Source organism: Vibrio pomeroyi, assembly GCA_041879425.1.
Taxonomy (GTDB): Bacteria; Pseudomonadota; Gammaproteobacteria; order Enterobacterales; family Vibrionaceae; genus Vibrio; species Vibrio pomeroyi_A.
The window spans coordinates 22,741-48,967 of record CP090854.1 but is presented as its reverse complement, the minus strand read 5'-3'; the positions used below and the strand labels follow the sequence as shown (position 1 = coordinate 48,967).

The 26,227-nt window shown below is 45.9% G+C and carries 14 protein-coding genes, 9 tRNA genes and 3 rRNA genes; 6 read left to right on the top strand and 20 right to left on the bottom strand.

Annotation, left to right across the window (positions count from 1 at the left end):
* Positions 1-55: 55 nt before the first annotated feature.
* The 9 genes from L0992_00220 to L0992_00180 form a co-directional block, all read right to left on the bottom strand.
* Positions 56-994, bottom strand: a complete 939-nt coding sequence (locus L0992_00220; GenBank protein ID XGB67195.1) for an ABC transporter permease — start codon at positions 992-994, stop codon at positions 56-58.
* 2 nt (positions 995-996) lie between these two features.
* Positions 997-1,974, bottom strand: a complete 978-nt coding sequence (locus tag L0992_00215; GenBank protein XGB67194.1) for an ABC transporter permease — start codon at positions 1,972-1,974, stop codon at positions 997-999.
* Positions 1,975-2,152: 178 nt separating this feature from the next.
* Positions 2,153-3,706 (bottom strand): ABC transporter substrate-binding protein, encoded by a 1,554-nt coding sequence (locus L0992_00210; protein XGB67193.1) that lies wholly within the window; start codon positions 3,704-3,706, stop codon positions 2,153-2,155.
* A 94-nt stretch (positions 3,707-3,800) separates the two neighbouring features.
* On the bottom strand, positions 3,801-5,528 hold the full coding sequence (locus L0992_00205) for an ABC transporter ATP-binding protein (GenBank protein ID XGB67192.1): 1,728 nt from the start codon (positions 5,526-5,528) through the stop codon (positions 3,801-3,803).
* 820 nt (positions 5,529-6,348) lie between these two features.
* Positions 6,349-6,425: transfer RNA gene (locus L0992_00200), tRNA-Pro, on the bottom strand.
* Between the two features lie 55 nt (positions 6,426-6,480).
* Positions 6,481-6,556 (bottom strand) — tRNA-His (locus L0992_00195).
* 45 nt (positions 6,557-6,601) lie between these two features.
* A tRNA-Pro gene (locus L0992_00190) sits at positions 6,602-6,678 on the bottom strand.
* Positions 6,679-6,754: 76 nt separating this feature from the next.
* A tRNA-His gene (locus L0992_00185) sits at positions 6,755-6,830 on the bottom strand.
* Positions 6,831-6,879: 49 nt separating this feature from the next.
* A tRNA-Arg gene (locus L0992_00180) sits at positions 6,880-6,956 on the bottom strand.
* Between the two features lie 298 nt (positions 6,957-7,254).
* Here L0992_00180 and L0992_00175 point away from each other — a divergent pair.
* Positions 7,255-7,668, top strand: coding sequence for a cytochrome c5 family protein (locus tag L0992_00175; protein XGB67191.1), 414 nt, complete (start codon positions 7,255-7,257; stop codon positions 7,666-7,668).
* Between the two features lie 96 nt (positions 7,669-7,764).
* Here L0992_00175 and rep read toward each other — a convergent pair whose 3' ends face one another.
* Positions 7,765-9,783, bottom strand: a complete 2,019-nt coding sequence (rep, locus tag L0992_00170) for a DNA helicase Rep (protein ID XGB67190.1) — start codon at positions 9,781-9,783, stop codon at positions 7,765-7,767.
* Between the two features lie 180 nt (positions 9,784-9,963).
* Between rep and L0992_00165 the strand changes: the two genes are divergently transcribed.
* The 4 genes from L0992_00165 (at position 9,964) to L0992_00150 (ending at position 15,175) form a co-directional block, all read left to right on the top strand.
* Entirely contained in the window at positions 9,964-10,545 is a 582-nt protein-coding gene (locus tag L0992_00165; protein XGB68654.1) for a TetR/AcrR family transcriptional regulator, read from the top strand.
* Positions 10,546-10,563: 18 nt separating this feature from the next.
* The gene (locus tag L0992_00160) at positions 10,564-11,670 is read left to right on the top strand and encodes an efflux RND transporter periplasmic adaptor subunit (GenBank protein ID XGB67189.1); all 1,107 of its coding nucleotides are present in this window, start codon (positions 10,564-10,566) and stop codon (positions 11,668-11,670) included.
* A gap of 11 nt (positions 11,671-11,681) precedes the next feature.
* Positions 11,682-14,804: a multidrug efflux RND transporter permease subunit gene (locus L0992_00155; protein XGB67188.1), complete on the top strand. Its 3,123-nt coding sequence runs from the start codon at positions 11,682-11,684 to the stop codon at positions 14,802-14,804.
* A gap of 119 nt (positions 14,805-14,923) precedes the next feature.
* Complete coding sequence (locus L0992_00150) at positions 14,924-15,175, top strand: accessory factor UbiK family protein (GenBank protein XGB67187.1); 252 nt, start codon at positions 14,924-14,926, stop codon at positions 15,173-15,175.
* Between the two features lie 307 nt (positions 15,176-15,482).
* Here the strand turns inward: L0992_00150 and ilvC are convergent, their stop codons facing one another.
* A complete protein-coding gene (gene ilvC, locus L0992_00145; GenBank protein XGB67186.1) occupies positions 15,483-16,967 on the bottom strand; it encodes a ketol-acid reductoisomerase in 1,485 nt (494 codons plus the stop codon).
* A gap of 146 nt (positions 16,968-17,113) precedes the next feature.
* Between ilvC and ilvY the strand changes: the two genes are divergently transcribed.
* Positions 17,114-18,004, top strand: a complete 891-nt coding sequence (gene ilvY / locus L0992_00140) for an HTH-type transcriptional activator IlvY (protein ID XGB67185.1) — start codon at positions 17,114-17,116, stop codon at positions 18,002-18,004.
* Positions 18,005-18,122: 118 nt separating this feature from the next.
* On the opposite strand, the gene L0992_00135 is transcribed toward ilvY, so the two are convergent.
* The 9 genes from L0992_00135 to L0992_00095 all read right to left on the bottom strand — a co-directional run bounded on the left by L0992_00135 (position 18,123) and on the right by L0992_00095 (position 26,209).
* Positions 18,123-18,213: transfer RNA gene (locus tag L0992_00135), tRNA-Ser, on the bottom strand.
* A gap of 69 nt (positions 18,214-18,282) precedes the next feature.
* A 5S ribosomal RNA gene (gene rrf, locus L0992_00130) occupies positions 18,283-18,398 on the bottom strand.
* A gap of 128 nt (positions 18,399-18,526) precedes the next feature.
* Positions 18,527-21,418: ribosomal RNA gene (locus L0992_00125) — 23S ribosomal RNA — on the bottom strand.
* A gap of 363 nt (positions 21,419-21,781) precedes the next feature.
* Positions 21,782-21,857: transfer RNA gene (locus L0992_00120), tRNA-Val, on the bottom strand.
* A gap of 32 nt (positions 21,858-21,889) precedes the next feature.
* Positions 21,890-21,965 (bottom strand) — tRNA-Lys (locus tag L0992_00115).
* A gap of 2 nt (positions 21,966-21,967) precedes the next feature.
* Positions 21,968-22,043, bottom strand: a tRNA-Glu gene (locus tag L0992_00110).
* Positions 22,044-22,132: 89 nt separating this feature from the next.
* Positions 22,133-23,687 (bottom strand): 16S ribosomal RNA (locus L0992_00105).
* The 16S, 23S and 5S rRNA genes sit together here with 4 tRNA genes alongside, the layout of an rRNA operon.
* A gap of 526 nt (positions 23,688-24,213) precedes the next feature.
* Positions 24,214-24,741, bottom strand: coding sequence for a menaquinone-dependent protoporphyrinogen IX dehydrogenase (gene hemG, locus L0992_00100; GenBank protein ID XGB67184.1), 528 nt, complete (start codon positions 24,739-24,741; stop codon positions 24,214-24,216).
* Positions 24,742-24,751: 10 nt separating this feature from the next.
* Positions 24,752-26,209, bottom strand: coding sequence for a TrkH family potassium uptake protein (locus L0992_00095; protein ID XGB67183.1), 1,458 nt, complete (start codon positions 26,207-26,209; stop codon positions 24,752-24,754).
* Positions 26,210-26,227: the final 18 nt, after the last annotated feature.

Below are 26,227 nucleotides of genomic sequence, written 5' to 3'. Positions count from 1 at the left end.
ATTGCTTACGGCTCTTAGTTTAATGACTTTTTTTTCTAAAAATCAAACCGCGCTATCACCCTTTATAAATTTTAGGGTTAAACACGTCACGTAACCAGTCGCCTAGTAGGTTAATAACTAGAACTAATGTTACCAAAAGCACACCTGGGAATGCTGTGATCCACCATGCTCCTGAGAAAATGTAGTTAAAGCCAGTACTGATCAGGGCACCCAGTGACGGTTGGTCTACCGGAAGACCTAATCCTAGGAAAGAAAGTGCCGCCTCTGACATGATGGCATTTGCCACCTGTACTGTAGAGATAACCAAAATCGGTGATAAACAGTTAGGCAGAATATGACGGAACATGATGCGAGGTGCTCTGAAACCCATCACACGTGCCGCTTCTACGTACTCTTTCTTCTTCTCTGCCAATACCGATGCACGAATAGTACGAGCATACTGCGGCCATTCGGCAATACCGATGATCACCACCAGCATAACAACGGCATATTGCGCGTAGAAGTCACTGCCGAAACTTGCCTTAAAGATAGCCGAGACAATGATCGCAACCATCATGGTTGAGAACGAAAGCTGAACATCGGCAAAACGCATCAAGAAGCTATCGATACGGCCACCGAAGTAACCCGCAGACAGACCAATGATGATACCTAGAGTCAGCTGAAGACCAACCGCTAAGAAACCAATCGTCAATGAAAGACGAGAGCCGTAAAGCATGGTCGATAGGATGTCACGACCTTGCTCATCAGTACCCAGTAAGAAACGCTCTTCGCCGTCTTCCATCCAAGATGGTGGCAGCTCTGAATCCATGATGTCGATAGACGTCACGTCATACGGGTCTGTTGGCGCTAAAATCGGTGCCGCGAGTGCCATCACTAGGAAGGCCGCAAAGATGGCAAAGCTGACCATTGCCACTTTGTCGCGTAAGAAGTAGTACAGAATGTCTGACTGCTTGAATCGCTCCCAACGAGATGGAGCTGTTGTTGTTTGTTCCATGATTATGCTCCTTTCCCTGTAATGTTCACTGTTGGGTTAATGATGCCGTATAGCAGGTCAACAATGGTGTTCGTTACTACGAAGATAAGACCTACGAAGATAACGTATGCGGTAATCAGTGGTGTATCCACTCGGTTAATCGCTTCAAGGAATAGGAAGCCGGTACCCGGCCACTGGAACACTGTTTCGGTAAGAATGGTGTAAGCCACCATAGTACCGATTTGAACACCACCTACCGTTAGTACAGGTAGCATTGTGTTCTTCAAGGCGTGTTGGTAGTAAATCTTGTTCAGGGCTAAGCCTTTTGCTTTACCAAACTTGATGTACTCAGAGCTAAGAACCTCTAGCATTTCAGAGCGAACTAGACGAATGAACAGAGGCAGCATGATAGATGCTAGAGCAATACTCGGCAGCACTAAGTGCGCAAGGCCATCTATCGTTAAGAAGCCAGATTCCCAACCAAACCAGTTTGCGGTCTCACCACGTCCAAACGACGGTAGCCAACCTAACTCAATAGAGAATACATACATCAACATGATTGCGGTTAAGAAAACAGGCACAGAAATGCCAATACTACTGCCCGCCATCACCAGTTTAGTGAAGAAGCTTTTTGGGTGTATTGCAGAATAAACGCCAAGTGGAATCGACAGACAAACAATGATCAGAGAAGCGCCGAACACAAGTTCAAGCGTTGCTACGAGTTTATCTAAGATTACGTCCACAGCTGGGCGTTTAAAGAAATATGAAGTACCAAGATCACCTTGTAGAGCTGCGCCCACAAAGCGAGTGTATTTTGTAATGAAGGGATCATTTAAGCCGAGTTCATCACGCAGCGCTTGACGCTCCGATTCTGAAACAGATTGACCGACTAACTCACGCAACGGGTCGCCCAGGTTATCCTGAATGGCAAACGCCACCAAACTGATCACAAACATCACTATCAGTGCCTGAAACAGGCGCTTGACCAGAAACGTAACCATTCCTTGCCCCTTATCTATCCATGACTACCTAGTCGAAATCCGCGACTAGATAACAAAATTCAGTCTTAAAAAAGGTATTTAGCCAGACTGAAGGAAGACCAAATACCGAAACTTAAATCTATTTCTTAATAATTTGAGAGCCTGAAAAGCTTCAGGCTCTCGATTCTAGCAAGCTAGATTATTTTACAACTAGGTCGCCGAAGTAAGGCATAACCATTGGGTTTACTACGTCTGCTGCACCTACGTTAGACTTCGCGCCCCACGCTTCACTTTGCCAGTGTAGCGGTACGAATGCTGCGTCATTGTAAAGTGTTGCTTCAACGCCTTTCAGCATTTCAGAACGCTTAACTGGGTCCGTTTCAGTGTTAGAAGCTTCTACAATCGCATCCATTTCTGGGTTTGAGTAACCAGAACAGTTGTATTGACCACGGCCAGTCTCTTCGTTACGAGTCATAGTTAGGAACTCGTTGAAGTTAGCTGAATCTTCTGTATCTGAGTGCCAGCCGATCATCATCATGTCTGCTGAACATAGGTCAAACTCAGGCCAGTACTGTGCTTTAGGCATAGTCTTAAGATCAACTTTGATACCAATCTTAGACAGCATTGCCGCAGACGCTTGCGCTACTTTCGCATCGTTCACGTAACGGTTGTTTGGAGCCATCATAGTTAGCGTAAAGCCATCTTCGTAGCCCGCTTCTTTCATCAGCTCTTTCGCTTTTTTCAGATCGTAACGAGGAACTAGGTCTTCGTTGTGACCCGCGTAGCCTGTTGGGCTTTGCTGACCAGCAGCTGTTGCGAAGCCTTTCATGATCTTCTTAACGATACCTTCGTTGTTGATTGCGTGAACAATCGCCTGACGAACGCGAACATCTTTAAGAGCTTCGTTGCTGTTTTGGTTCATTTGGAACGTGATGATACGAGTACCAGGTAGCGTTACTAGATCGATGTTCTTAGCGTTTTTAACACGCTTGTGATCGTTTGGTGCTACTGGGTGAATCATATCAACGTCGCCAGAAAGAAGTGCTGCAACACGTGTCGCGTCTTCTTTGATTGGCACAAGTGTTAGCTTGTCTACGTTCCCTTCAGTTTCTGTATCCCAGTAATCGTTGAAACGTTCGAACGTTACTTTAACGCCTTGCTCACGCTGCGTTACGATGAAAGGACCAGTACCTGAAACGTTAGTCGAAGCAAACGAGTTACCGTGCTTAACTAGCTCAGACTTGTCTTTACCTTCCGCTGTTTGGCCAGAGTAGAACTTGCTGTCCATAGGGAAGATGTAAGTTGCTGTTTGTAGCACTAGTGGGTAAGCCGCTTTTGATACTAGCTCAACTGTGTAGTCATCCACTTTTACCATTTTTTCGTATGGCGTGAAGATAGACTTAAAGTCTGGAGAAGCTTGTAGACGTTCGAAAGTCCACACAACATCATCAGCAGTCAGTTCGTTACCAGAGTGGAATTTCACACCTTTACGTAGGTTGAAGCGGAAAGTCGTTTCATCAACACGCTCCCAGCTAGATGCTAGGCGGCCTTCAAAATCCATCTCTTGAGTGAAACGTACTAGAGGGTCAAACACCATGTGAGACATTTGCAGTGTGCCACCAGACAGCTGCTCGTGCGGGTCAAGTGATACTGGGTCAGCTGCGTAGCCAACGGTAATATCTGCTGCTGCTGCACTAAAGCTTAGGCCAGCTGCCATTAAAGCTACTGCTAATTTGCTTTTCATGGTTTTCATTGCATAACTCCTTCATGCGGGAATCCAGATCCCTAGTTGTTGTATTTGCGTCTGTTTATTGTTGTTAGCAAGCTAAACTCCAGCCTGCTGATTTTTATACCGCGGCTTGTGCCACTGCTTTTTCTTCTCTTAAACCTGTAAATTCAGGCATTAAAGAAATCAGATGTTTGCTGTATTCATGCTGAGGCGATTGGAACAGCTGCTCAGTTGGCGCTACTTCCAATAGTTCTCCCATTTGCATCACACCAACACGGTCACACATTTGGCGAATAACCGGTAAATCGTGACTGATGAACAGCATGGTTAGGTTTAGCTCGTCTTGTAAGTCTTTTAGTAGGTTAAGGATCTGAGCCTGTACCGACACATCCAGTGCCGATGTTGGTTCATCACAAATCAAAAGACGCGGGCGAGTTGCCAAAGCGCGAGCGATAGAAATACGCTGACGTTGACCACCTGAGAATTCGTGCGGGTACTTCACCCCAGCCATCTTGCCTAAACCAACGTGCTCTAGCAGGTCGTTCACGATCTGACGAGTTTCATTTTCGTTGCGAGTAAGCTTATGGAATCGGATAGGTTCAGCAATGATGTCGAATATCTTCATTCGAGGGTTCATTGATGTGTAAGGGTTTTGGAAAACCATCTGCATTTGACGACGCATCGGGCGACGCTCTTTTTCAGATTTAAGACCAGTAAGGTCAACGCCTTCAAACGTTACCTTGCCTGAGTTTGGTGCGTACAAGCCAGCAATCACACGTGCGATCGTTGATTTACCCGAACCTGATTCACCTACTAGACCAAACGTTTCGCCTTCATGTACTTCAAAGCTCACGTTGTTTGACGCCTGAACGTACTCACGACGGCTCTCAAAGAAAGAATCTTTGGTGGTAAAGCGCAAGTTTACGTTTTCAACGTTCAACAGTGGACCAGTGTAATCACGGTGATCTTGGCTTTGACCTAACCAGTGGTTTTTCACATCCAGAGGTTCCATCTCTTGTGCTTCTTCGATGTAACTAACAAGAGGGAAACGATCGAGTTTGCGGTCAGAACGAGGAACCGCAGAGATAAGGCTGTGTGTGTATGGGTGTTCAGGAGTACCCAGAACTTTCGCTGTTGGGCCAAACTCAACTAAGTCACCACGATACATAACGGCTACGCGGTCGGTAACGTTAGAGACCACGCCCATGTCGTGCGTTACCAACATGCAACCTACGTTTTTCTTAATACATAGATCGCGAATCAAACCTAAGATTTGGTCTTGAATAGATACATCGAGTGCCGTTGTCGGTTCATCTGCGATGATAAGGTCAGGTTCACCTGCCAATGCGATCGCGATAACTACACGCTGACGCATACCGCCAGAGAATTGGTGTGGGTACTGCTTTAAACGGTTTTCTGGTTGTGGGATACCCACTTGGTTCATCAAGTCTAATGAACGCTGGTAGGCTTCTTGATCCGAAACCTTCATGTTGGCATGAATCGTCTCTTTTAACTGCTGTTCTACTGTGAATAGAGGGTTAAGAGACGTCATTGGATCTTGGAAGATAAAACCAATCTTTGAGCCGCGAACAGAACGCATCTGTTCAGGAGATAAGCCAGAGACTTTTTCGCCATCCAGAAATACCTCGCCGCTAGCAATGCGACCGGGAGGGCTCAGCAAATCGATCACAGCATTACCTACTGTTGATTTACCTGCACCAGACTCGCCTACAACACCAACGATCTCACCACGTTCAATATTGAACGAAAGCGATTTAACTGCGGCGTGAACTCCATGACGAGATGGGTATTCGATACGAAGATTTTTTACTTCTAAAAGTGACATTACCAGACCTCTACTGCTTTGGCAGCTTTCTGCCCTGTCTGCAAAATTGAATCCATTCTTACCAGAATATTGTTCTGATATTTTATACGGTTGACAATTTGGCAAATAATTCACAGAAAAGCAACAAAAATAGGATAAAAAGTCGACATTAAACGCTTAGCAAGCAAAAGTGACACATAACTATTCACTCAAAGAGCATATAGTAAGAAAAATCAACATTATATTAGCGGTAATAAATACTCACAAACCCCTTACCACTACTTACTTGTAGACCTAAACCTGTGGTTCAAAGCAGATCTCACTACCATTCAATAAAAACAAATAATTATTCCAAAAAACAATTAACACTATAGAAACAAACGCTAACTTTGTTAATTTAAACAAACAAAACAACTAGATAGGATTATATTTACCACACATTTAACCATTTTCATTGCTTATCTAAATAGAAGACAAGCAACCCAAAGGCTTAGTAAATTAGATGATCTTTTGAAGTGCTTGATAGAAAGAAAGCTGTCAAATACGTGCCTTAGTGGGCAAATTAAGAACCAAATTCAACTTTTCACCAAAATCTCTAGACCAGACCTATTAATTTGTCGAATTATTGAGCGGTTATTTTATATAAAATTAGATATAGATCTTTTCATTTGATAAATGGAGTGCTTCTATAAAGACGCAATAATCGAGGAGATCGAAGATGAGTTTCTTGAGTGATGGGTGAAGAGACATTCTTTGAACATCAAGCGAACCCCACTTGGGTTCCACTCTGTGATCTACAGATGAAAAAAAAGCTCATCATTTCTGATGAGCTTTCTCAAGGTGGTCGGTGAAGAGGGATTCGAACCCCCGACCCTCTGGTCCCAAACCAGATGCGCTACCAAGCTGCGCTATTCACCGAGACGTTTCGTTTGATTTCTCAAACTGGGAACTTCAAAGAAGCTACCAAAATTAATGGGGTGGCTAACGAGATTCGAACTCGCGACCACCGGAATCACAATCCAGGGCTCTACCAACTGAGCTATAGCCACCACTAATTTTTTATATAACCGCTTAACAAGCGATTATTGAAATAGTGGTCGGTGAAGAGGGATTCGAACCCCCGACCCTCTGGTCCCAAACCAGATGCGCTACCAAGCTGCGCTATTCACCGACTAGTTTTGTATCGATTCTTGGGATAGTGAATCAACACTGGAAGCCGAAGCTACCGATATTTTGTAAAGAAAGAATGGGGTGGCTAACGAGATTCGAACTCGCGACCACCGGAATCACAATCCAGGGCTCTACCAACTGAGCTATAGCCACCATTATTTCTTTTCTGCCAATTTCTCACTTACCGAAATAAGAGACCGGATGGCGCGCCTGAAAGGATTCGAACCTTCGGCCTTTGGCTCCGGAGGCCAACGCTCTATCCAGCTGAGCTACAGGCGCATGCCCTGTCGGCGGAGTGGAATAATACGTATATCACCCAATGCCGTCTAGTACTTTTTTAACTTTTTTTTCTGTTTGGTCTCTTTTTCGACAGTTAATATGTGATAAACCCCTTATTTGAGTACTACAACCCGCCACAGCTTATAAGTTGTTGTTTATTGCAACAACTTATCGGGATATAATCACCCATTATTTACATTGGTTTAACAGTTACTCTTTACTGCTTAAAGCCAAAACACCCTTCCAACACTATAAATTGGTAAGCATGTACTTACCTTGGGAATGTAAAGTGAGTTTAATGGATATGTCTCGTCGAATTTTAAGCGTTGTCATCGCAGTTTTAACCTTTTCAACTGGTGCAATGGCTTCAGGCCTAAGCGAAGCAGAGCAAGATGCAATTGCTGAGCGCATCAAACCAGTTGGCCAAGTATACCTAGTCGGCAGTGAGCCAGTAGCCGCAGAACCAACAGGCCCTCGTGATGGCGCAGCAGTTTACGGTACCTTTTGTATTGCTTGTCACGCATCTGGCGTAAGTGGCGCACCTAAAACAGGTGATGCTGGTGATTGGGGTCCTCGTATTGCTCAGGGTCGCGATATCCTAGCTGACCACGCAATCAACGGCTTCAACGCAATGCCAGCGAAAGGTTCATGTATGGACTGTTCAGACGATGAAATCAAAGATGCTATCGAGCACATGATTGCTGGTCTGTAATTCACCGTTCTGTAATTAAAAAAGCCAAATTCAAAAAAGGTGACCATCAGGTCACCTTTTTTATTGTCTTCTATATAGTGCTAATCAAGCAGAACATTATTTCTTATTGAACATCGCACGAATGTTAGCAATGTGCGCTTGCCCTTTCTCCATTCGCTCTTCAGCGGACTGTGGCTTCTTCACGCTTTCCCACTCCACATCATCATGGGGTAACTCATCTAAGAAGCGGCTTTGTGTTGGCTTAATCAACTCACCATACTGGCGACGTTCACGACACTTAGTAAAGGTCAGCTCTTTCTGTGCTCGGGTAATACCCACATACATAAGACGACGTTCTTCTTCTACGTTACCTTCATCAACACTGGTTTGGTGCGGCAAGATGCCCTCTTCAGTGCCCATCAAGAATACATAAGGGAACTCTAGACCCTTCGATGCGTGCAGCGTCATTAGTTGAACTTGGTCTGCATCGTCATCATCTTCACCACGCTCCATCATGTCACGCAGCGTTAAGCGTTGAACAACCTCACGAAGTGTTTTCTCTTCTTTATCGTAGTTGTCACCCTCTAGATCAGCCACAATCCAGCTGTAGAGATCAGAGACGTTCTTCATTCGCATCTCTGCGGCTTTTGGGCTTGCTGAGGTTTCGTATAGCCAATCTTCGTAGTTTATGTCACGAACTAACGCACGAACCGCATCCACAGTGTTACCACGTTCAGCGTTATCCGAGATACGAACAATCCAATCAGTGAATCGACGCAAGTTTTCTAAGCCGCGGCCAGTCAGCGTTTGTTCCAAGCCCATTTCAAAACTGGCTTCAAAAAGGCTCTTACCACGCATGTTGGCGTAGCTGCCTAATTTCTCAAGCGTAACCGGGCCAATCTCACGGCGCGGCGTGTTTACAATACGTAGAAAAGCGTTGTCATCATCTGGGTTCACCAACACACGCAGGTAGGCCATGATGTCTTTTATCTCTGCTCTAGCAAAGAAAGAGGTGCCGCCAGAGATCTTGTAAGGCACACGGTTCTGCATCAGCGCTTTTTCAATTAGGCGAGATTGGTGGTTACCACGGTAAAGCACTGCGTAATCTTTATATTCAGTACGGTTCAAAAACTTGTGCGCGATGATCTCACCGGTAATACGTTCGGCTTCGTGCTCTTCGTTTTTGGCATTCAAGACCTTAAGCTTTTCACCGTCAGGGATCTCTGAGAATAGAGACTTCTCATAAACGTGCGGGTTATTGGCGATCAAGATGTTCGCGGCACGCAAGATTCGACTGGTCGAGCGATAGTTCTGCTCTAGCTTGATAAGGCGAAGGTTCGGGTAATCCTCACCCAGCAACACCAAGTTTTGCGGTTTTGCGCCACGCCATGAATAGATAGATTGGTCATCATCACCTACCACCGTCAAACGACCGCGCTCTCCGACAAGCAAGCGAACCAGTTCGTATTGGCTGGTATTGGTATCTTGGTATTCATCCACCAATAGGTAGCGAATTCGCGACTGCCAACGTTCGCGCACTTCTTGATTGGTTTTGAGCAACAATACAGGCATCGCAATCAGATCATCAAAGTCGAGTGCGTTATAGGCCTTCATCTGTTTTTGGTACATCTCAAAGCAGAAAGCAAACAACTGCTCTTGTTCGCCTTGAGCACGCGCTTTCGCCTGATCTGGCGTCAGCATGTCATTTTTCCAATTCGAAATGGTACTCATCAATGCACGCAGCAGATCCTTATCACCATCGATCTGCTTTTCTGTTAGCTCTTTTAATAAGGCCAACTGGTCTTGGTCATCAAATAGAGAGAATCCAGCCTTAAGACCCAGCGCTTTGTACTCACGGCGAATAATCGTTAAGCCCATGGTATGGAACGTCGAAACGATTAATCCTTTCGACTCACCTTTACCTAAGGTTTGACCAACACGCTCTTTCATCTCGCGCGCAGCCTTGTTGGTAAAGGTCACCGCAGCAATGTTACGTGCCTTGTAGCCACATTCCTGAACCAGATAAGCAATTTTATTGGTGATAACACGTGTTTTGCCTGATCCAGCGCCCGCTAATACTAAGCAGGGGCCAGAAACATACTTCACGGCTTCATCTTGTCTTGGGTTCAGTTTCATTTGATTCTCTATTTGTTCTTACAAGGTCGAATTGGTTGCGCGCCTATAATAATGCTGCAACTCCACGAAAGCTATGTTCTCTTCTACAAGAATTTTACGTCATTTATGTAAAACTTTGTTGCACATGTGTATGGTTCTTAGGCTATAATGAATGAACGTTCATTCACTGATGATGTAAATATGACAACTCATGCACCTCAGGATAAACGCCAACAAATACTTTCTGCAGCAGAGAAGCTAATTTCAGAGGTCGGTTTTCAAGGCCTCTCAATGCAAAAACTAGCAAAAGAGGCGGGAGTGGCTGCAGGCACTATCTATCGCTACTTTGAAGATAAGGATCACTTGATCGATGACGTTCGAGTGCTCGTAACTCAACGAGTAGCAGATGCTGTTCAAGAAGGAGTTAATGATTCGGACCCAATAAAGCAACGCTACAGAACCATGTGGTTAAATATATGGGACTTGGCGGGAACGAATTTAGCTGCGATTAAAAATCGGGTTCAGTATGACTCTTTACCCATCACAAATAGCCTAAACTTCAGGGAACTAGAACGCGAAATGTTTGCCCAAGTTGAGCTGCTATTTAATGAGGGCAAAGAGCAAGGACTGTTTAAACCGCTTCATAATGAAGTATTAAGCGGCTTGAGCTTAGCGGCTAGTGTATCTCTAGCGCGAAAGCATTCTTTAGGATTTTACCAACTAGACGAGGCAGCATTAGAAGCCGCCATTGAAGCCAGTTGGGATGCAATAATTAAACACTAGATCGGAGTTTTGACCATAATGAAAAAGTGGACTTTCTTCATGTTACTCATCGCTGTAATTCTTTTCGGCAGCGTTATTGGGTTCAACATGTTCAAACAACAAAAAATTGCTGAGTATATGGCCAACCGCCCTGAACCAGAATTTCCAGTAACGGTAACTGAAGTTCAGCCGATCGATTGGGTTCCGGTAATTGAAGCTATCGGCTTCATTGAACCAAACCAAGGTGTAACTCTAGCGAATGAAACGAGTGGCGTTATCGACCAGATCTCTTTTGAGTCAGGTACTGACGTTAAGAGTGGTCAACAATTAGTTCGCCTAGATTCTGACGTAGAAAAAGCGAACCTTAAGAGTTCTCAAGCTCGCTTGCCTGCAGCTAAAGCTAAGTACAAGCGTTACCAAGGTCTATTCAAGAAAGGCTCTATCTCTAAAGAAGCATACGATGAAGCAGAAGCGAATTACTTCTCTCTATCTGCTGATATTGAAAGCCTGAAAGCCTCTATCGAGCGTCGTGAAATTCGCGCACCATTCGATGGCACGGTAGGTATTCGTAACGTTTACCTAGGTCAATACCTGCAATCAGGTACTGATATAGTTCGTTTAGAAGACACAAGTGTTATGCGCCTGCGCTTCACGGTTTCTCAAACTGATATCTCTCGTATCAATGTTGGCCAAGCGATCGACATCTTTGTTGATGCTTACCCAGAAAAACCGTTTGAAGGCTCTATCAGTGCAATTGAACCAGCAGTAAGCATCCAAAGTGGTCTTATCCAAGTTCAAGCAGACATTCCAAACAATGATGGCAAGCTTCGTAGCGGTATGTTCGCTCGCGCTAACATCATTCTGCCTAAACTAGAGAACCAAGTAACTCTGCCTCAAACAGCGATTACTTTCACTCTATACGGTGACAATGTTTACATCCTAACTGAAGAAGACGGCGTTCAACGTGTTGCTCAACATGTTGTAAAAGTAGGTGAGCGTACAGCTGATATTGCACACATCCTTGAAGGCGTGAAAGCAGGCGATACGGTTGTAACTTCTGGCCAAGTACGTCTAAGTAACGGTGCCAAAGTTAAGGTTGTTGAAAGTGATGCAATCACTCCACCTGCTGAAACACCTAAGCTGTAACCGGAGGCACAATGCGCTTTACTGATGTTTTTATTAAACGTCCAGTTCTAGCGGTATCCATCAGCTTTTTGATTGCACTGCTTGGCTTACAAGCAATCTTCAAAATGCAGGTGCGTGAATACCCTGAAATGACGAATACCGTAGTAACCGTAACAACGAGTTACTACGGTGCAAGTGCCGATCTTATCCAAGGCTTTATCACCCAGCCCCTCGAACAGGCAGTGGCCCAAGCGGATAACATCGACTATATGACTTCTTCTTCTGTACTTGGTAGTTCTACGATTACCGTGAACATGAAGTTGAACACCGACCCGAATGCCGCACTGTCCGACATACTAGCTAAGACAAACTCGGTTCGCTCTCAGCTTCCAAAAGAAGCAGAAGATCCGACCGTAACTATGTCTACTGGTTCAACGACGGCGGTACTCTACATTGGCTTTACCAGTGATGAGTTGGTGTCGAGCCAAATTACCGACTATCTAGAGCGTGTAATCAACCCGCAGCTATTTACGGTAAACGGTGTATCAAAAGTTGACCTATACGGTGGTATGAAATACGCACTACGCGTATGGCTAGATCCATCAAAAATGGCGGCAGTAAACCTAACGGCAACTGACGTGATGGCGGTATTGGATGCCAACAACTACCAATCTGCGACAGGTCAAGCTACCGGTGAATTCGTTCTTTATAACGGCAGTGCTGATACGCAAGTATCGAACACTGAAGAACTAGAGAATCTTGTTGTACGAAGCGGCGAAGGCGAAATCATTCGTCTATCTGACATTGCTAAGGTTTCTCTAGAGAAGAGCCACGATGTTTACCGAGCAAGTGCAAACGGCCAGGAGGCAGTTGTTGCTGCGATTAACGCGGCACCAAGTGCAAACCCAATCAACATTGCTGCTGATGTTCTTGAGCTTCTTCCTCAGCTAGAGAAGAACCTTCCAAGCAACATCTCAATGAACGTGATGTATGACTCGACCATTGCGATTAACGAATCAATTCAAGAGGTTATCAAGACTATCCTTGAGGCGGCATTAATCGTACTGATCGTTATTACCTTGTTCCTTGGTTCGTTCCGTGCGGTTCTTATCCCTATCGTTACTATCCCGCTATCACTAATTGGTGTAGCAATGGTAATGCAGGCGATGGGCTTCTCGTGGAACCTGATGACGCTACTAGCAATGGTACTCGCCATCGGTCTGGTGGTAGATGATGCGATCGTTGTACTCGAAAACGTCGACCGACATATCAAGCTCGGGGAATCCCCTTTCCGAGCAGCGATCATCGGTACTCGTGAAATCGCAGTTCCAGTTATCGCAATGACATTAACGCTAGGTGCGGTATACGCTCCGATCGCAATGATGGGTGGTATCACAGGCTCACTATTTAAAGAGTTTGCGTTAACCCTAGCAGGTTCAGTATTTGTATCAGGTATCGTGGCATTAACCTTGTCGCCAATGATGTGTTCAAAAATGCTGAAAGCTCACGCTGAGCCAAGCAAATTTGAGCAAAAAGTACATAGCGTACTGGATGGCATGACGAACCGATACGAGCGTATGCTTGGTGCGGTAATGAATCATCGCCCAGTATTCATTGGCTTTGCGGTTATCGTATTTGCAAGTCTACCAATGCTGTTTAAGTTCATCCCGAGTGAGTTAGCACCTTCAGAAGATAAAGGTGTAATCATGCTTATGGGTACAGCGCCATCAAACGCGAACTTAGACTACATGCAAAATACCATGAACGACGTAAACGCAATTCTGTCTGATCAGCCAGAAGTTGCTTACGCACAGGTATTTACTGGTGTGCCTAACGCAAACCAAGCGTTTGGTATTGCATCGATGGTTCCTTGGAGCGAACGTGAAACAAGCCAGTCAGAAGTAGCAAACCGCGTAGGTGAGCTAGTGAAAGACGTACCAGGCATGGCGGTAACGGCGTTCCAAATGCCAGAACTACCAGGTGCCGGTTCAGGTCTTCCAATTCAGTTTGTTATTACAACGCCAAACAGTTTTGAGAGCTTGTTCCAGATCACGACTGACATCTTAACTGATGTAGCAACCAACCCACTGTTCGTCTATTCGGATCTCGATCTGAACTACGACTCAGCAACGATGAAAGTACACATCGAAAAAGATAAAGCAGGCGCATACGGTGTGACCATGCAAGATATCGGTATCACGCTAGGTACTATGATGTCTGATGGCTACGTAAACCGTATCGACTTAAATGGTCGTTCTTACGAGGTTATCCCTCAGGTCGAACGTAAGTTCCGTTTAAACCCAGAGTCGATGAATAACTACTACGTACGTGCTGCGGATGGTAAAGCTGTACCACTAGGCAGTTTGATTACGATTGATGTTGTGGCAGAGCCTCGCTCTCTTCCTCACTTCAACCAATTGAACTCAGCAACAATCGGTGCAGTACCAGCTCCAGGTGCGGCAATGGGTGATGCAATTGCATGGTTTGAAGAGACAGCAGCAAACAAACTACCAAGTGGCTACAACCACGATTACATGGGTGAAGCTCGCCAATACGTAACGGAAGGTAGCGCACTTTACGCGACCTTTGGTCTAGCACTGGCAATCATCTTCTTGGTACTGGCGATTCAATTCGAATCTCTGAAAGATCCATTAGTTATCATGGTATCTGTACCACTGGCGATCTGTGGTGCCCTAATCGCTCTAGCCTGGGGTGCGGCAACGATGAACATCTACTCGCAAGTAGGTTTGATCACGCTGGTCGGTCTGATTACCAAGCACGGTATCTTGATCTGTGAGGTAGCAAAAGAAGAACAGCTACATCACCACAAGACACGTATTGAGGCAGTAATGGAAGCAGCGAAGGTTCGTCTTCGTCCAATCCTAATGACAACTGCGGCGATGATTGCAGGTCTAATCCCGCTAATGTACGCAACAGGCGCGGGGGCTGCTCAGCGTTTCAGTATCGGTATTGTTATTGTTGCTGGTCTTGCGATTGGTACTATCTTTACGCTGTTCGTACTGCCTGTGATTTACAGCTACCTGGCTGAAAAACACAAACCTCTTCCTGTATTTGTTGAAGACAAAGACCTAGAAAAACTAGCTCGCGTCGATGAAGCAAAAGCAGCGCACAGAGAATTAGCAGACAACAAGTAATCGCTAAGTCGTAAAACAATTAAAAAGGCTACTTCGGTGGCCTTTTTTTATACGCGATAGGCGACATCTCAGGTGTGATTAAATAGAATAGTGATAAATAGTCAGGAGTTTTAATCGATATGTTTGATCCAAAAAAACTAGAGCAAATTGCTAAGCAGATCCACGACTCTATGCCTCAGCCAGTGAAAGAACTGGGTTCAGACGTAGACCAAAAGGTTCGCCAAGTTATCCAAGGCCAACTGAATAAGCTAGACGTTGTAAGCCGTGAAGAGTTTGATGTTCAAACTCAAGTACTGCTACGTACACGCCAAAAGCTAACTGAAATGGAACAGAAGCTAGCAGATCTAGAAGCTAAGCTTGCTGACAAGTAAGCTATCAGCGAAAAACATAGAAGGGTTGACGTGAAAACGTTAGCCCTTTTTTATGCTCGGGAATAACAAGGAGATATTCCCGAGCACGCTCCTTCGCATTTTTAAAAGAATGACTTAGCTTTAAAGCCATCATCCTCAGGTACGCGAGGCATGCTCGCTTCCCACCTATGAAAAACAAAAAAGGCTTGGTCAACGGCGACCAAGCCTTTTCATTAGATGTTGTGTTGCTTATTCATAACTCCAACCTGTTAGGAGTTATTGATACTGCTTTGCTTTTTCTACAAATTCGCAATATCTAAGCGACGAATTAACCGCCTACAGCGATACGTTTCATGTCGCTCATGTAGCTACGTAGCTCTTCACCAATGTACTCTACAGGGTGGTTACGGATAGCTTCGTTAACTTCGATTAGTTTAGCGTTATCTACTTGGTTAGATGTTTCACCTAGACCACGACCGATTACGTCTGTTGCAACTGAAGGTATGAACTTTTCACGTAGTAGCGGTGTTGCTACGTTAGCGAATAAGTAGTTACCGTACTCCGCTGTATCAGAGATTACTACGTTCATTTCGTAAAGACGCTTACGAGCAACTGTGTTTGCGATTAGTGGAAGCTCATGTAGAGATTCGTAGTAAGCAGACTCATCGATGATACCTGATGCAGTCATTGCTTCGAATGCTAGCTCAACACCGGCACGAACCATAGCAACCATAAGAATACCGTTATCGAAGTACTCCTGCTCTGAGATTTCTACGTCAGAAGCTGGGTAGTTTTCGAATGCAGTTTCGCCAGTCTCTTCACGCCAGCCTAGTAGGTTCACATCATCGTTCGCCCAGTCAGCCATCATAGTGCTAGAGAAGTGACCAGAGATGATGTCATCCATGTGCTTGTTGTAAAGCGGACGCATTAGGTCTTTAAGCTCTTCAGAAAGCTCAAACGCTTTAACTTTAGCTGGATTAGATAGACGGTCCATCATGTGAGTTACGCCACCGAACTTAAGTGCTTCAGTGATCGTTTCCCAACCGTATTGTAGAAGCTTGCCTGCATAACCTGGTTCAATGCCGTCAGCAATCATCTTCTCGTAAGATACGATAGAACCAGCTTGTAGCATGCCACAAAGGATAGTTTGCTCACCCATAAGGTCAGATTTAACTTCTGCTACGAAAGAAGACTCTAGGCAACCTGCGCGGTGACCACCGGTACCAGCAGCCCAAGCTTTAGCGATATCCCAACCTTCACCTTTAGGGTCATTTTCTGGGTGAACAGCGATCAGTGTTGGTACACCGAAGCCACGCTTGTACTCTTCGCGTACTTCAGAACCAGGACACTTAGGAGCAACCATTACAACCGTAAGGTCAGAACGTAACTGCATGCCTTCTTCAACAACGTTAAAGCCGTGAGAGTAACCAAGAGCAGCGCCTTCTTTCATTAGAGGCATTACAGTTTCAACAACGTTTGTGTGTTGCTTGTCTGGAGTCAGGTTGATTACTAGGTCTGCTTGTGGGATTAGCGTTTCGTAGCTACCAACAACAAAGCCGTTCTCGTCAGCGTTTTTGAATGATTGACGCTTCTCGTCAATTGCTGCTTGGCGTAGAGCGTAAGATACGTCTAGACCAGAATCACGCATGTTTAGACCTTGGTTTAGGCCTTGAGCACCACAACCAACAATTACGATTTTCTTACCTTCAAGATATTCAGCTTCTGTCGCAAATTCTTCACGATCCATGAAGCGGCAACGACCTAGTTGGTCTAGTTGTTCACGAAGGTTTAATGTATTGAAATAGTTAGCCATTCTAGGGCACTCCTTTAAAAATAAGTCCGTAAGGTCGATATCTCTCTATCGAATGACTTCATACTAAAACAGACACTCCGTTGCTGAAAGTGATATATTCACAATTAGTTATTGCAATAAATGCAACATGGAAACGATCGCAGAACATGAACATAAAATCTCTACAACTATTTATACATTTATGTGATAGCAAGAGTTTCAGCAAAACCGCTGCTGCTATGCACGTCAGCCCTTCAGCGCTTAGCCGTCAGGTACAAAAGCTTGAAGAGGAGACAGGGCAAGAACTGCTTATCAGGGACAACCGGAGTGTTGACCTTACACCAGCGGGGAAGCACCTATTGCCTGTGGCATTAAGCATTGTTGGAGAGTGGCAGCAATATAACCTTCACTTGAAAGGTGGAGAACAGGAGTTGAAAGGTGAAATCCGTATATTTTGCTCCGTGACCGCTAGCTACAGCCACTTACCAGAACTGATTACTGAATTCAGGGCCATTCATCCTTACATCGAATTCAAGCTTTCTACGGGCGATCCGGCTCAATCTATCGACAAGATCTTAAACGATGAAGCGGACATCGCGATCTCAGCGAAGCCGGACATCCTACCTTCAAGATTAGAATTCGAAACAATTAGCGATATACCACTATCCGTCATCATTCCATCAGGCGTCAGTAGCTTTAGTCAGCAAATTCAGTCCGACAAGCCAAACTGGAATGAAGTGCCCTTTATCATCCCTGAAGCTGGTACAGCGCGTGAACGTGCCAATGCATGGTTCAAAAAAATGAAGATAAAGCCCAACATATATGCGCAAGTTTCTGGCCACGAGGCGATTGTAAGTATGGTAGCGCTAGGTTGTGGGGTGGGTATTGCGCCAGATGTTGTGATTAACAACAGCCCTGTAAGAGATAAGGTCGACCGTTTAAAGATAGAACCCATCAAACCGTTTGAATTGGGTGTTTGCTGCAAGCGAGCACAGTTAGATAACCCTCTAATTCGAGCGTTCTGGCAAGTTGCAGAAGGGAAGTATTTAACTGACTAATAGTCGTTGGTTTCAATACGAAAAAAGGGAAGAACACGTCAGTGTTCTTCCCTTTTTCATTTATGTATATCGCAGATAAGAAAAAAGCCCGCTGATTTCTCAGCGAGCTTTCTAATGGTGGTGGAGGGATAGGGATTTGAACCCTAGAACCGCTATTAACGGTTGCCGGTTTTCAAGACCGGTGCTTTCGACCACTCAGCCATCCCTCCAACAAATTGTCATCAACAGATTAGTACACTGTTGAGGTTGTTACTTGCAATGCAAATAACGAAATTAAAGCCTGGCGATGTCCTACTCTCACATGGGGAAGCCCCACACTACCATCGGCGCTATTGTGTTTCACTTCTGAGTTCGGCATGGAATCAGGTGGGTCCACAATGCTATGGTCGCCAAGCAAATTTTGCTTTTACTTTCAGTTTTTTAAAACTGAAGGCAAAATAATCTGGAAAACTGTATTTAAAAGTGTCTCTTCAAACTCATTCAAGGTCTGTCTTTGAGTCCACAAAACCCCTTGGGTGTTGTATGGTTAAGCCTCACGGGCAATTAGTACAGGTTAGCTCAATGCCTCGCAGCACTTACACACCCTGCCTATCAACGTTCTAGTCTTGAACAACCCTTAAGGACGCTTATAGCGTCAGGGAAAACTCATCTCAGGGCTCGCTTCCCGCTTAGATGCTTTCAGCGGTTATCGATTCCGAACTTAGCTACCGGGCAATGCCATTGGCATGACAACCCGAACACCAGAGGTTCGTCCACTCCGGTCCTCTCGTACTAGGAGCAGCCCCCTTCAATTTTCCAACGCCCACGGCAGATAGGGACCGAACTGTCTCACGACGTTCTAAACCCAGCTCGCGTACCACTTTAAATGGCGAACAGCCATACCCTTGGGACCGACTTCAGCCCCAGGATGTGATGAGCCGACATCGAGGTGCCAAACACCGCCGTCGATATGAACTCTTGGGCGGTATCAGCCTGTTATCCCCGGAGTACCTTTTATCCGTTGAGCGATGGCCCTTCCATTCAGAACCACCGGATCACTATGACCTGCTTTCGCACCTGCTCGAATTGTCATTCTCGCAGTCAAGCGGGCTTATGCCATTGCACTAACCACACGATGTCCAACCGTGTTTAGCCCACCTTCGTGCTCCTCCGTTACTCTTTGGGAGGAGACCGCCCCAGTCAAACTACCCACCAGGCACTGTCCGTAATCCCGATTCAGGGACCAACGTTAGAACATCAAAACTACAAGGGTGGTATTTCAAGGACGACTCCACCACATCTAGCGACGCGGTTTCATAGTCTCCCACCTATCCTACACATGTAGGTTCAATGTTCAGTGCCAAGCTGTAGTAAAGGTTCACGGGGTCTTTCCGTCTAGCCGCGGGTACACTGCATCTTCACAGCGATTTCAATTTCACTGAGTCTCGGGTGGAGACAGCGTGGCCATCATTACGCCATTCGTGCAGGTCGGAACTTACCCGACAAGGAATTTCGCTACCTTAGGACCGTTATAGTTACGGCCGCCGTTTACCGGGGCTTCGATCAAGAGCTTCGACCGAAGTCTAACCCCATCAATTAACCTTCCGGCACCGGGCAGGCGTCACACCGTATACGTCATCTTACGATTTTGCACAGTGCTGTGTTTTTAATAAACAGTTGCAGCCACCTGGTATCTGCGACTCTCGTCTGCTCCATCCGCAAGGGACTTCACTGATAAGAGCGTACCTTCTCCCGAAGTTACGGTACCATTTTGCCTAGTTCCTTCACCCGAGTTCTCTCAAGCGCCTTGGTATTCTCTACCCGACCACCTGTGTCGGTTTGGGGTACGATTCCTTACAATCTGAAGCTTAGAGGCTTTTCCTGGAAGCATGGCATCAATGACTTCACTACCGTAGTAGCTCGACATCGTATCTCAGCGTTAAGAAAGTCCGGATTTACCTAAACTTTCCGCCTACATACTTGAACCTGGACAACCGTCGCCAGGCCCACCTAGCCTTCTCCGTCCCCCCATCGCAATTGTAAGAAGTACGGGAATATTAACCCGTTTCCCATCGACTACGCCTTTCGGCCTCGCCTTAGGAGTCGACTTACCCTGCCCCGATTAACGTTGGACAGGAACCCTTGGTCTTCCGGCGAGGGAGTTTTTCACTCCCTTTATCGTTACTCATGTCAGCATTCGCACTTCTGATACCTCCAGCAGCCCTTACAGACCACCTTCAACGGCTTACAGAACGCTCCCCTACCCCACGCACCCTAAGGTACGTAGCCGCAGCTTCGGTGTATAGCTTAGCCCCGTTACATCTTCCGCGCAGGCCGACTCGACCAGTGAGCTATTACGCTTTCTTTAAATGATGGCTGCTTCTAAGCCAACATCCTGGCTGTCTGAGCCTTCCCACATCGTTTCCCACTTAGCTATACTTTGGGACCTTAGCTGGCGGTCTGGGTTGTTTCCCTCTCCACGACGGACGTTAGCACCCGCCGTGTGTCTCCCGGATAGTACTTACTGGTATTCGGAGTTTGCAAAGGGTTGGTAAGTCGGGATGACCCCCTAGCCTTAACAGTGCTCTACCCCCAGTAGTATTCGTCCGAGGCGCTACCTAAATAGCTTTCGGGGAGAACCAGCTATCTCCAGGTTTGATTGGCCTTTCACCCCTAGCCACAAGTCATCCGCTAATTTTTCAACATTAGTCGGTTCGGTCCTCCAGTTGATGTTACTCAACCTTCAACCTGCCCATGGCTAGATCACCTGGTTTCGGGTCTAATCCTAGCAACTGTACGCCCAGTTAAGACTCGGTTTCCCTACGGCTCCCCTAAACGGTTAACCTTGCTACTAAAATTAAGTCGCTGACCCATTATACAAAAGGTACGCAGTCACACCACGAAGGTGCTCCTACTGCTTGTACGTACACGGTTTCAGGTTCTATTTCACTCCCCTCACAGGGGTTCTTTTCGCCTTTCCCTCACGGTACTGGTTCACTATCGGTCAGTCAGTAGTATTTAGCCTTGGAGGATGGTCCCCCCATATTCAGACAGGATATCACGTGTCCCGCCCTACTCGTTTTCACTGATGATGAGATGTCGATTACGGGGCTATCACCCTTTATTGCGGCACTTTCCAGAGCCTTCATCTGTCTCATTAAAAGCTTAAGGGCTAATCCAATTTCGCTCGCCGCTACTTTCGGAATCTCGGTTGATTTCTCTTCCTCGGGGTACTTAGATGTTTCAGTTCCCCCGGTTTGCCTCCTGTTGCTATGTATTCACAACAGGATACTTACTTATGTAAGTGGGTTTCCCCATTCAGGAATCCCAGACTTAAAGGTTATTACTACCTAATCTGGGCTTATCGCAAGTTATTACGCCTTTCATCGCCTCTGACTGCCAAGGCATCCACCGTGTACGCTTAGTCACTTAACCATACAACCCGAAAGGGTCTTAGCGTATGGCAACTAACCAAGGTTTTTGGTTGTCATTAAGAAGGGTTAATTCTCAATGACTGTTTGCCGGACTCAATTGTGATTCAAACAAGTTTGAATCGAATACAAGACACTTGAATGTGTTTGTTGTGTTTACCTAAAAGGTAAACATTGAGAACTTTTAAATTTGATTGAATTACTCGTAAGTAATCAATCAGTCAGCTTTCCAAATTGTTAAAGAGCATGAGACTTTAAGAACCAGTGTTCTAAAATTCACATTTTCTAAAGACTCTCACAGTCGAAAAATCCAACCAGCGACATAAGAAGTGGTTTGGAGTTTTAACTTCCAAGAATATTTAGAGAATGGTGGGCGATACCGGGCTCGAACCAGTGACCCCCTGCTTGTAAGGCAGGTGCTCTCCCAACTGAGCTAATCGCCCACGATAGTTTTAATTCCTTCGCGGAGAAAGAATGGTGGGTCGTGCAGGATTCGAACCTGCGACCAATTGATTAAAAGTCAACTGCTCTACCAACTGAGCTAACGACCCAATGGTATCCCGTAGGGGAGTCGAACCCCTGTTACCGCCGTGAAAGGGCGGTGTCCTAGGCCTCTAGACGAACGGGACACTGGATTGAAGAACTTGGGAGTTCTTCGTCTCTTTTACTTTCTAAACCTAATCAATCTGTGTGGACACTTATCGTGAGTATCTTCGTATAAGGAGGTGATCCAGCCCCAGGTTCCCCTAGGGCTACCTTGTTACGACTTCACCCCAGTCATGAACCACAAAGTGGTGAGCGTCCTCCCCGAAAGGTTAAACTACCCACTTCTTTTGCAGCCCACTCCCATGGTGTGACGGGCGGTGTGTACAAGGCCCGGGAACGTATTCACCGTAGCATTCTGATCTACGATTACTAGCGATTCCGACTTCATGGAGTCGAGTTGCAGACTCCAATCCGGACTACGACGCACTTTTTGGGATTCGCTTACTATCGCTAGCTTGCTGCCCTCTGTATGCGCCATTGTAGCACGTGTGTAGCCCTACTCGTAAGGGCCATGATGACTTGACGTCGTCCCCACCTTCCTCCGGTTTATCACCGGCAGTCTCCCTGGAGTTCCCGACATTACTCGCTGGCAAACAAGGATAAGGGTTGCGCTCGTTGCGGGACTTAACCCAACATTTCACAACACGAGCTGACGACAGCCATGCAGCACCTGTCTCAGAGCTCCCGAAGGCACACCTGCGTCTCCGCTGGCTTCTCTGGATGTCAAGAGTAGGTAAGGTTCTTCGCGTTGCATCGAATTAAACCACATGCTCCACCGCTTGTGCGGGCCCCCGTCAATTCATTTGAGTTTTAATCTTGCGACCGTACTCCCCAGGCGGTCTACTTAACGCGTTAGCTCCGAAAGCCACGGCTCAAGGCCACAACCTCCAAGTAGACATCGTTTACGGCGTGGACTACCAGGGTATCTAATCCTGTTTGCTCCCCACGCTTTCGCATCTGAGTGTCAGTATCTGTCCAGGGGGCCGCCTTCGCCACTGGTATTCCTTCAGATCTCTACGCATTTCACCGCTACACCTGAAATTCTACCCCCCTCTACAGTACTCTAGTTCACCAGTTTCAAATGCAGTTCCGAGGTTGAGCCCCGGGCTTTCACATCTGACTTAATGAACCACCTGCATGCGCTTTACGCCCAGTAATTCCGATTAACGCTCGCACCCTCCGTATTACCGCGGCTGCTGGCACGGAGTTAGCCGGTGCTTCTTCTGTTGCTAACGTCAAGAGATGCAGCTATTAACTACACCCCCTTCCTCACAACTGAAAGTACTTTACAACCCGAAGGCCTTCTTCATACACGCGGCATGGCTGCATCAGGCTTTCGCCCATTGTGCAATATTCCCCACTGCTGCCTCCCGTAGGAGTCTGGACCGTGTCTCAGTTCCAGTGTGGCTGATCATCCTCTCAGACCAGCTAGGGATCGTCGCCTTGGTGAGCCATTACCTCACCAACTAGCTAATCCCACCTAGGCATATCTTGACGCGAGAGGCCCGAAGGTCCCCCTCTTTGGCCCGTAGGCATTATGCGGTATTAGCCATCGTTTCCAATGGTTATCCCCCACATCAAGGCAATTTCCTAGGCATTACTCACCCGTCCGCCGCTCGACGCCCATTAACGCACCCGAAGGATTGTTAGTGTCGTTTCCGCTCGACTTGCATGTGTTAGGCCTGCCGCCAGCGTTCAATCTGAGCCATGATCAAACTCTTCAATTTAAGATTTTGTGACTCAACGAATACTGACTTCAAAACTAATATTCATTCGAAAATGAACATGTAATTCTAAAGCTATTACCATTCCAACAGAATGATAATGAATTGACTGTGCCAAATAACCGAGGTTATTTGTATTGGTCACTCAGTTCATTGAAATCATTTTGATTCCGAAAAATCTGTTCTATCTAACGATAAAACGTTTTGATATTCATCAACGAGTGCCCACACAGATTGATAGGTTTAAATTGTTAAAGAGCTTTCCTTTTTGAGCTTCGCTCAAATCGGACGGCCATTTTAGCGATTTAAGTTTTAGTGTCAACCACTATTTTCAAAACTTTTTTCAAGCGCTTAGCTTGGCTAATTTGGCTTGCTGATTCGTTTTGGTTTCCTAAGAAGCCATCCCGTGTCAGCGAGGTGGCATTATAGAGATTTCGATCACACTGGCAAGCCCTTTTTTAAGATTTTCTCGTTTTTTTATTCGTTCGATTAAAAAGAACTCAAAACGCCTCAAAAGTAGGCTTTTCTCTTACATATTCTTTAGTTTTTCAGTGAACAAAGAGACTTTTTCCCAGTTTGTGAACTCAACTTCCTTGGTTGTATCCGTTTCGCCACCTGTCATATTCATAATGAAGCGAATCATGGTTTTATCGAACCAGTTGTAACGTGGGTAATAGAGGGCACCGGCAAATACACCGATTAACGTCGGCTGCCACGGAGACTTTATTAGAAACTTCTTAATGTAAGCACTTCCTTCTGGCGTATCTTTACCTTGGTCTTCTTTACGCGCAGTTAAGTTCACGCAGAAGAAAGCTACCTTGTTTGATTGCAGCTGAGAAAGGTTGGCATCAATGAATTGATATAGCTTCTTATTATGGTGACCGTAACGAATCGATGCACCAATCAATACTCGATCATATTGAGCAAAGTCGACATTACCAATTGTGTGCAGATCTTGAAGCTCACATTCGAACTCATTCATTTCTTCTTTTATATAGTTCAAGATTTTCTTGGTCTGGCCTTCACGGCTTGAATACAAAAATAGAGCTTTTGCCACAATGTTGTCCTTAGCTACGCCAAAACGTAGGGGTCAATAAGATTAATAAGGTGAAAATTTCTAATCGGCCAAACAGCATGGATACGATAAGTACCCATTTTGCTTTGTCATTCACATCACCAAAGTGCACCGCGACTTCGCCAAGGCCCGGGCCAAGGTTATTCAATGTTGCGGCTACGGCAGAGAAAGCACTCAACTCATCCATGCCGGTTGCAATAAGAGCCAGCATACAAACCACAAAAACCAATGCGTATGCAGAGAAGAAGCCCCAAACCGCATCCACGACACGTTGTGGTAGTGCAGAACCACCAACCTTGATGGTATAGACAGCGCGCGGGTGAACAAGACGCTTCATTTCACGAGCACCTTGCAGAGTAAGTAGTAAGATTCGAATCACTTTCATACCACCACCCGTAGAACCTGCACATCCCCCTATGAAAGAAGAGAATAGAAGTAACACAGGTAAGAACAGTGGCCACTCCGAAAAACCAGTCGTGGTGAAGCCAGCAGTTGTAGATATAGACACGGTTTGGAACAAGGCTTGATCGAAAGCGTCGTAATACGAGTCATAAGAGTGGTGATTCAGTAGTAATAAGAAGCAAACCAAGAACAGCACTGCTTGAATAAAGATAAAAGCGCGGAATTCAGGATCTTTCCAGTAATACTTAGGATGCACACCACCTGAAGCAAAAGCTGCGAAGTGAAGTGAGTAATTACACGCAGATATAAGAAGAAACACAACCGTAATCATGTTGATAGCGGGACTGTTGAAATAGCCCATGCTTGCATCATGCGTTGAGAAGCCACCAATAGCGATAGTCGAGAAGCTATGGCTGATCGCATCGAAGAAGCTCATACCCGCCAACCAAAACGCTACCGCACAAGCAATTGTTAGGCTGAGATAGATGTACCACAGCGCTTTTGCCGTTTCAGCGATACGCGGGGTCATCTTACTGTCTTTTACAGGGCCAGGGATTTCAGCACGGTACAACTGCATGCCACCGATGCCCAGAACAGGAAGAATGGCTACCGCCAATACGATGATACCCATACCACCAAACCACTGCAGGAATTGGCGATAAAACAAAATAGCCTTAGGCAGATCATCAAGGCCGACGATAACGGTCGCACCTGTTGTAGTTAATGCAGAAAAGGATTCGAAGAAAGCATCGGTTACCGAAACGCTCGGATTATCAGCGATCAAAAACGGTAAAGCACCCGCACTGCCGATTACCGTCCAGAACAAAACCACAATCAAAAAACCATCACGCGCTTTCAATTCATGTTTATAGCGACGGTTCGGAAACCAGCAAGTTGCTCCGCAAAACAATAGAACGAAAAAAGTCGTCACAAATGGCACACCCGCACCATCTCGATAGATAAGTGCGACGAGCGCTGGTGCGAGCATTGATACACTAAAAAGTGCTAATAATAATCCGACGATTCGAATAATTGAGCGAAATTGCATGAGCTATTGAACGAAGCG

Excerpts from the sequence above, each read along its gene's own strand:
- ilvC (XGB67186.1), bottom strand. The coding sequence starts at position 16,967 with ATGGCTAACTATTTCAATACATTAAACCTTCGTGAACAACTAGACCAA.
- L0992_00165 (XGB68654.1), top strand. The coding sequence starts at position 9,964 with ATGACAACTCATGCACCTCAGGATAAACGCCAACAAATACTTTCTGCA.
- L0992_00095 (XGB67183.1), bottom strand. The coding sequence starts at position 26,209 with ATGCAATTTCGCTCAATTATTCGAATCGTCGGATTATTATTAGCACTT.
- ilvY (XGB67185.1), top strand. The coding sequence starts at position 17,114 with ATGAACATAAAATCTCTACAACTATTTATACATTTATGTGATAGCAAG.
- L0992_00175 (XGB67191.1), top strand. The coding sequence starts at position 7,255 with ATGGATATGTCTCGTCGAATTTTAAGCGTTGTCATCGCAGTTTTAACC.
- L0992_00220 (XGB67195.1), bottom strand. The coding sequence starts at position 994 with ATGGAACAAACAACAACAGCTCCATCTCGTTGGGAGCGATTCAAGCAG.
- L0992_00155 (XGB67188.1), top strand. The coding sequence starts at position 11,682 with ATGCGCTTTACTGATGTTTTTATTAAACGTCCAGTTCTAGCGGTATCC.
- L0992_00215 (XGB67194.1), bottom strand. The coding sequence starts at position 1,974 with ATGGTTACGTTTCTGGTCAAGCGCCTGTTTCAGGCACTGATAGTGATG.
- L0992_00210 (XGB67193.1), bottom strand. The coding sequence starts at position 3,706 with ATGAAAACCATGAAAAGCAAATTAGCAGTAGCTTTAATGGCAGCTGGC.
- L0992_00150 (XGB67187.1), top strand. The coding sequence starts at position 14,924 with ATGTTTGATCCAAAAAAACTAGAGCAAATTGCTAAGCAGATCCACGAC.
- L0992_00205 (XGB67192.1), bottom strand. The coding sequence starts at position 5,528 with ATGTCACTTTTAGAAGTAAAAAATCTTCGTATCGAATACCCATCTCGT.
- L0992_00160 (XGB67189.1), top strand. The coding sequence starts at position 10,564 with ATGAAAAAGTGGACTTTCTTCATGTTACTCATCGCTGTAATTCTTTTC.
- rep (XGB67190.1), bottom strand. The coding sequence starts at position 9,783 with ATGAAACTGAACCCAAGACAAGATGAAGCCGTGAAGTATGTTTCTGGC.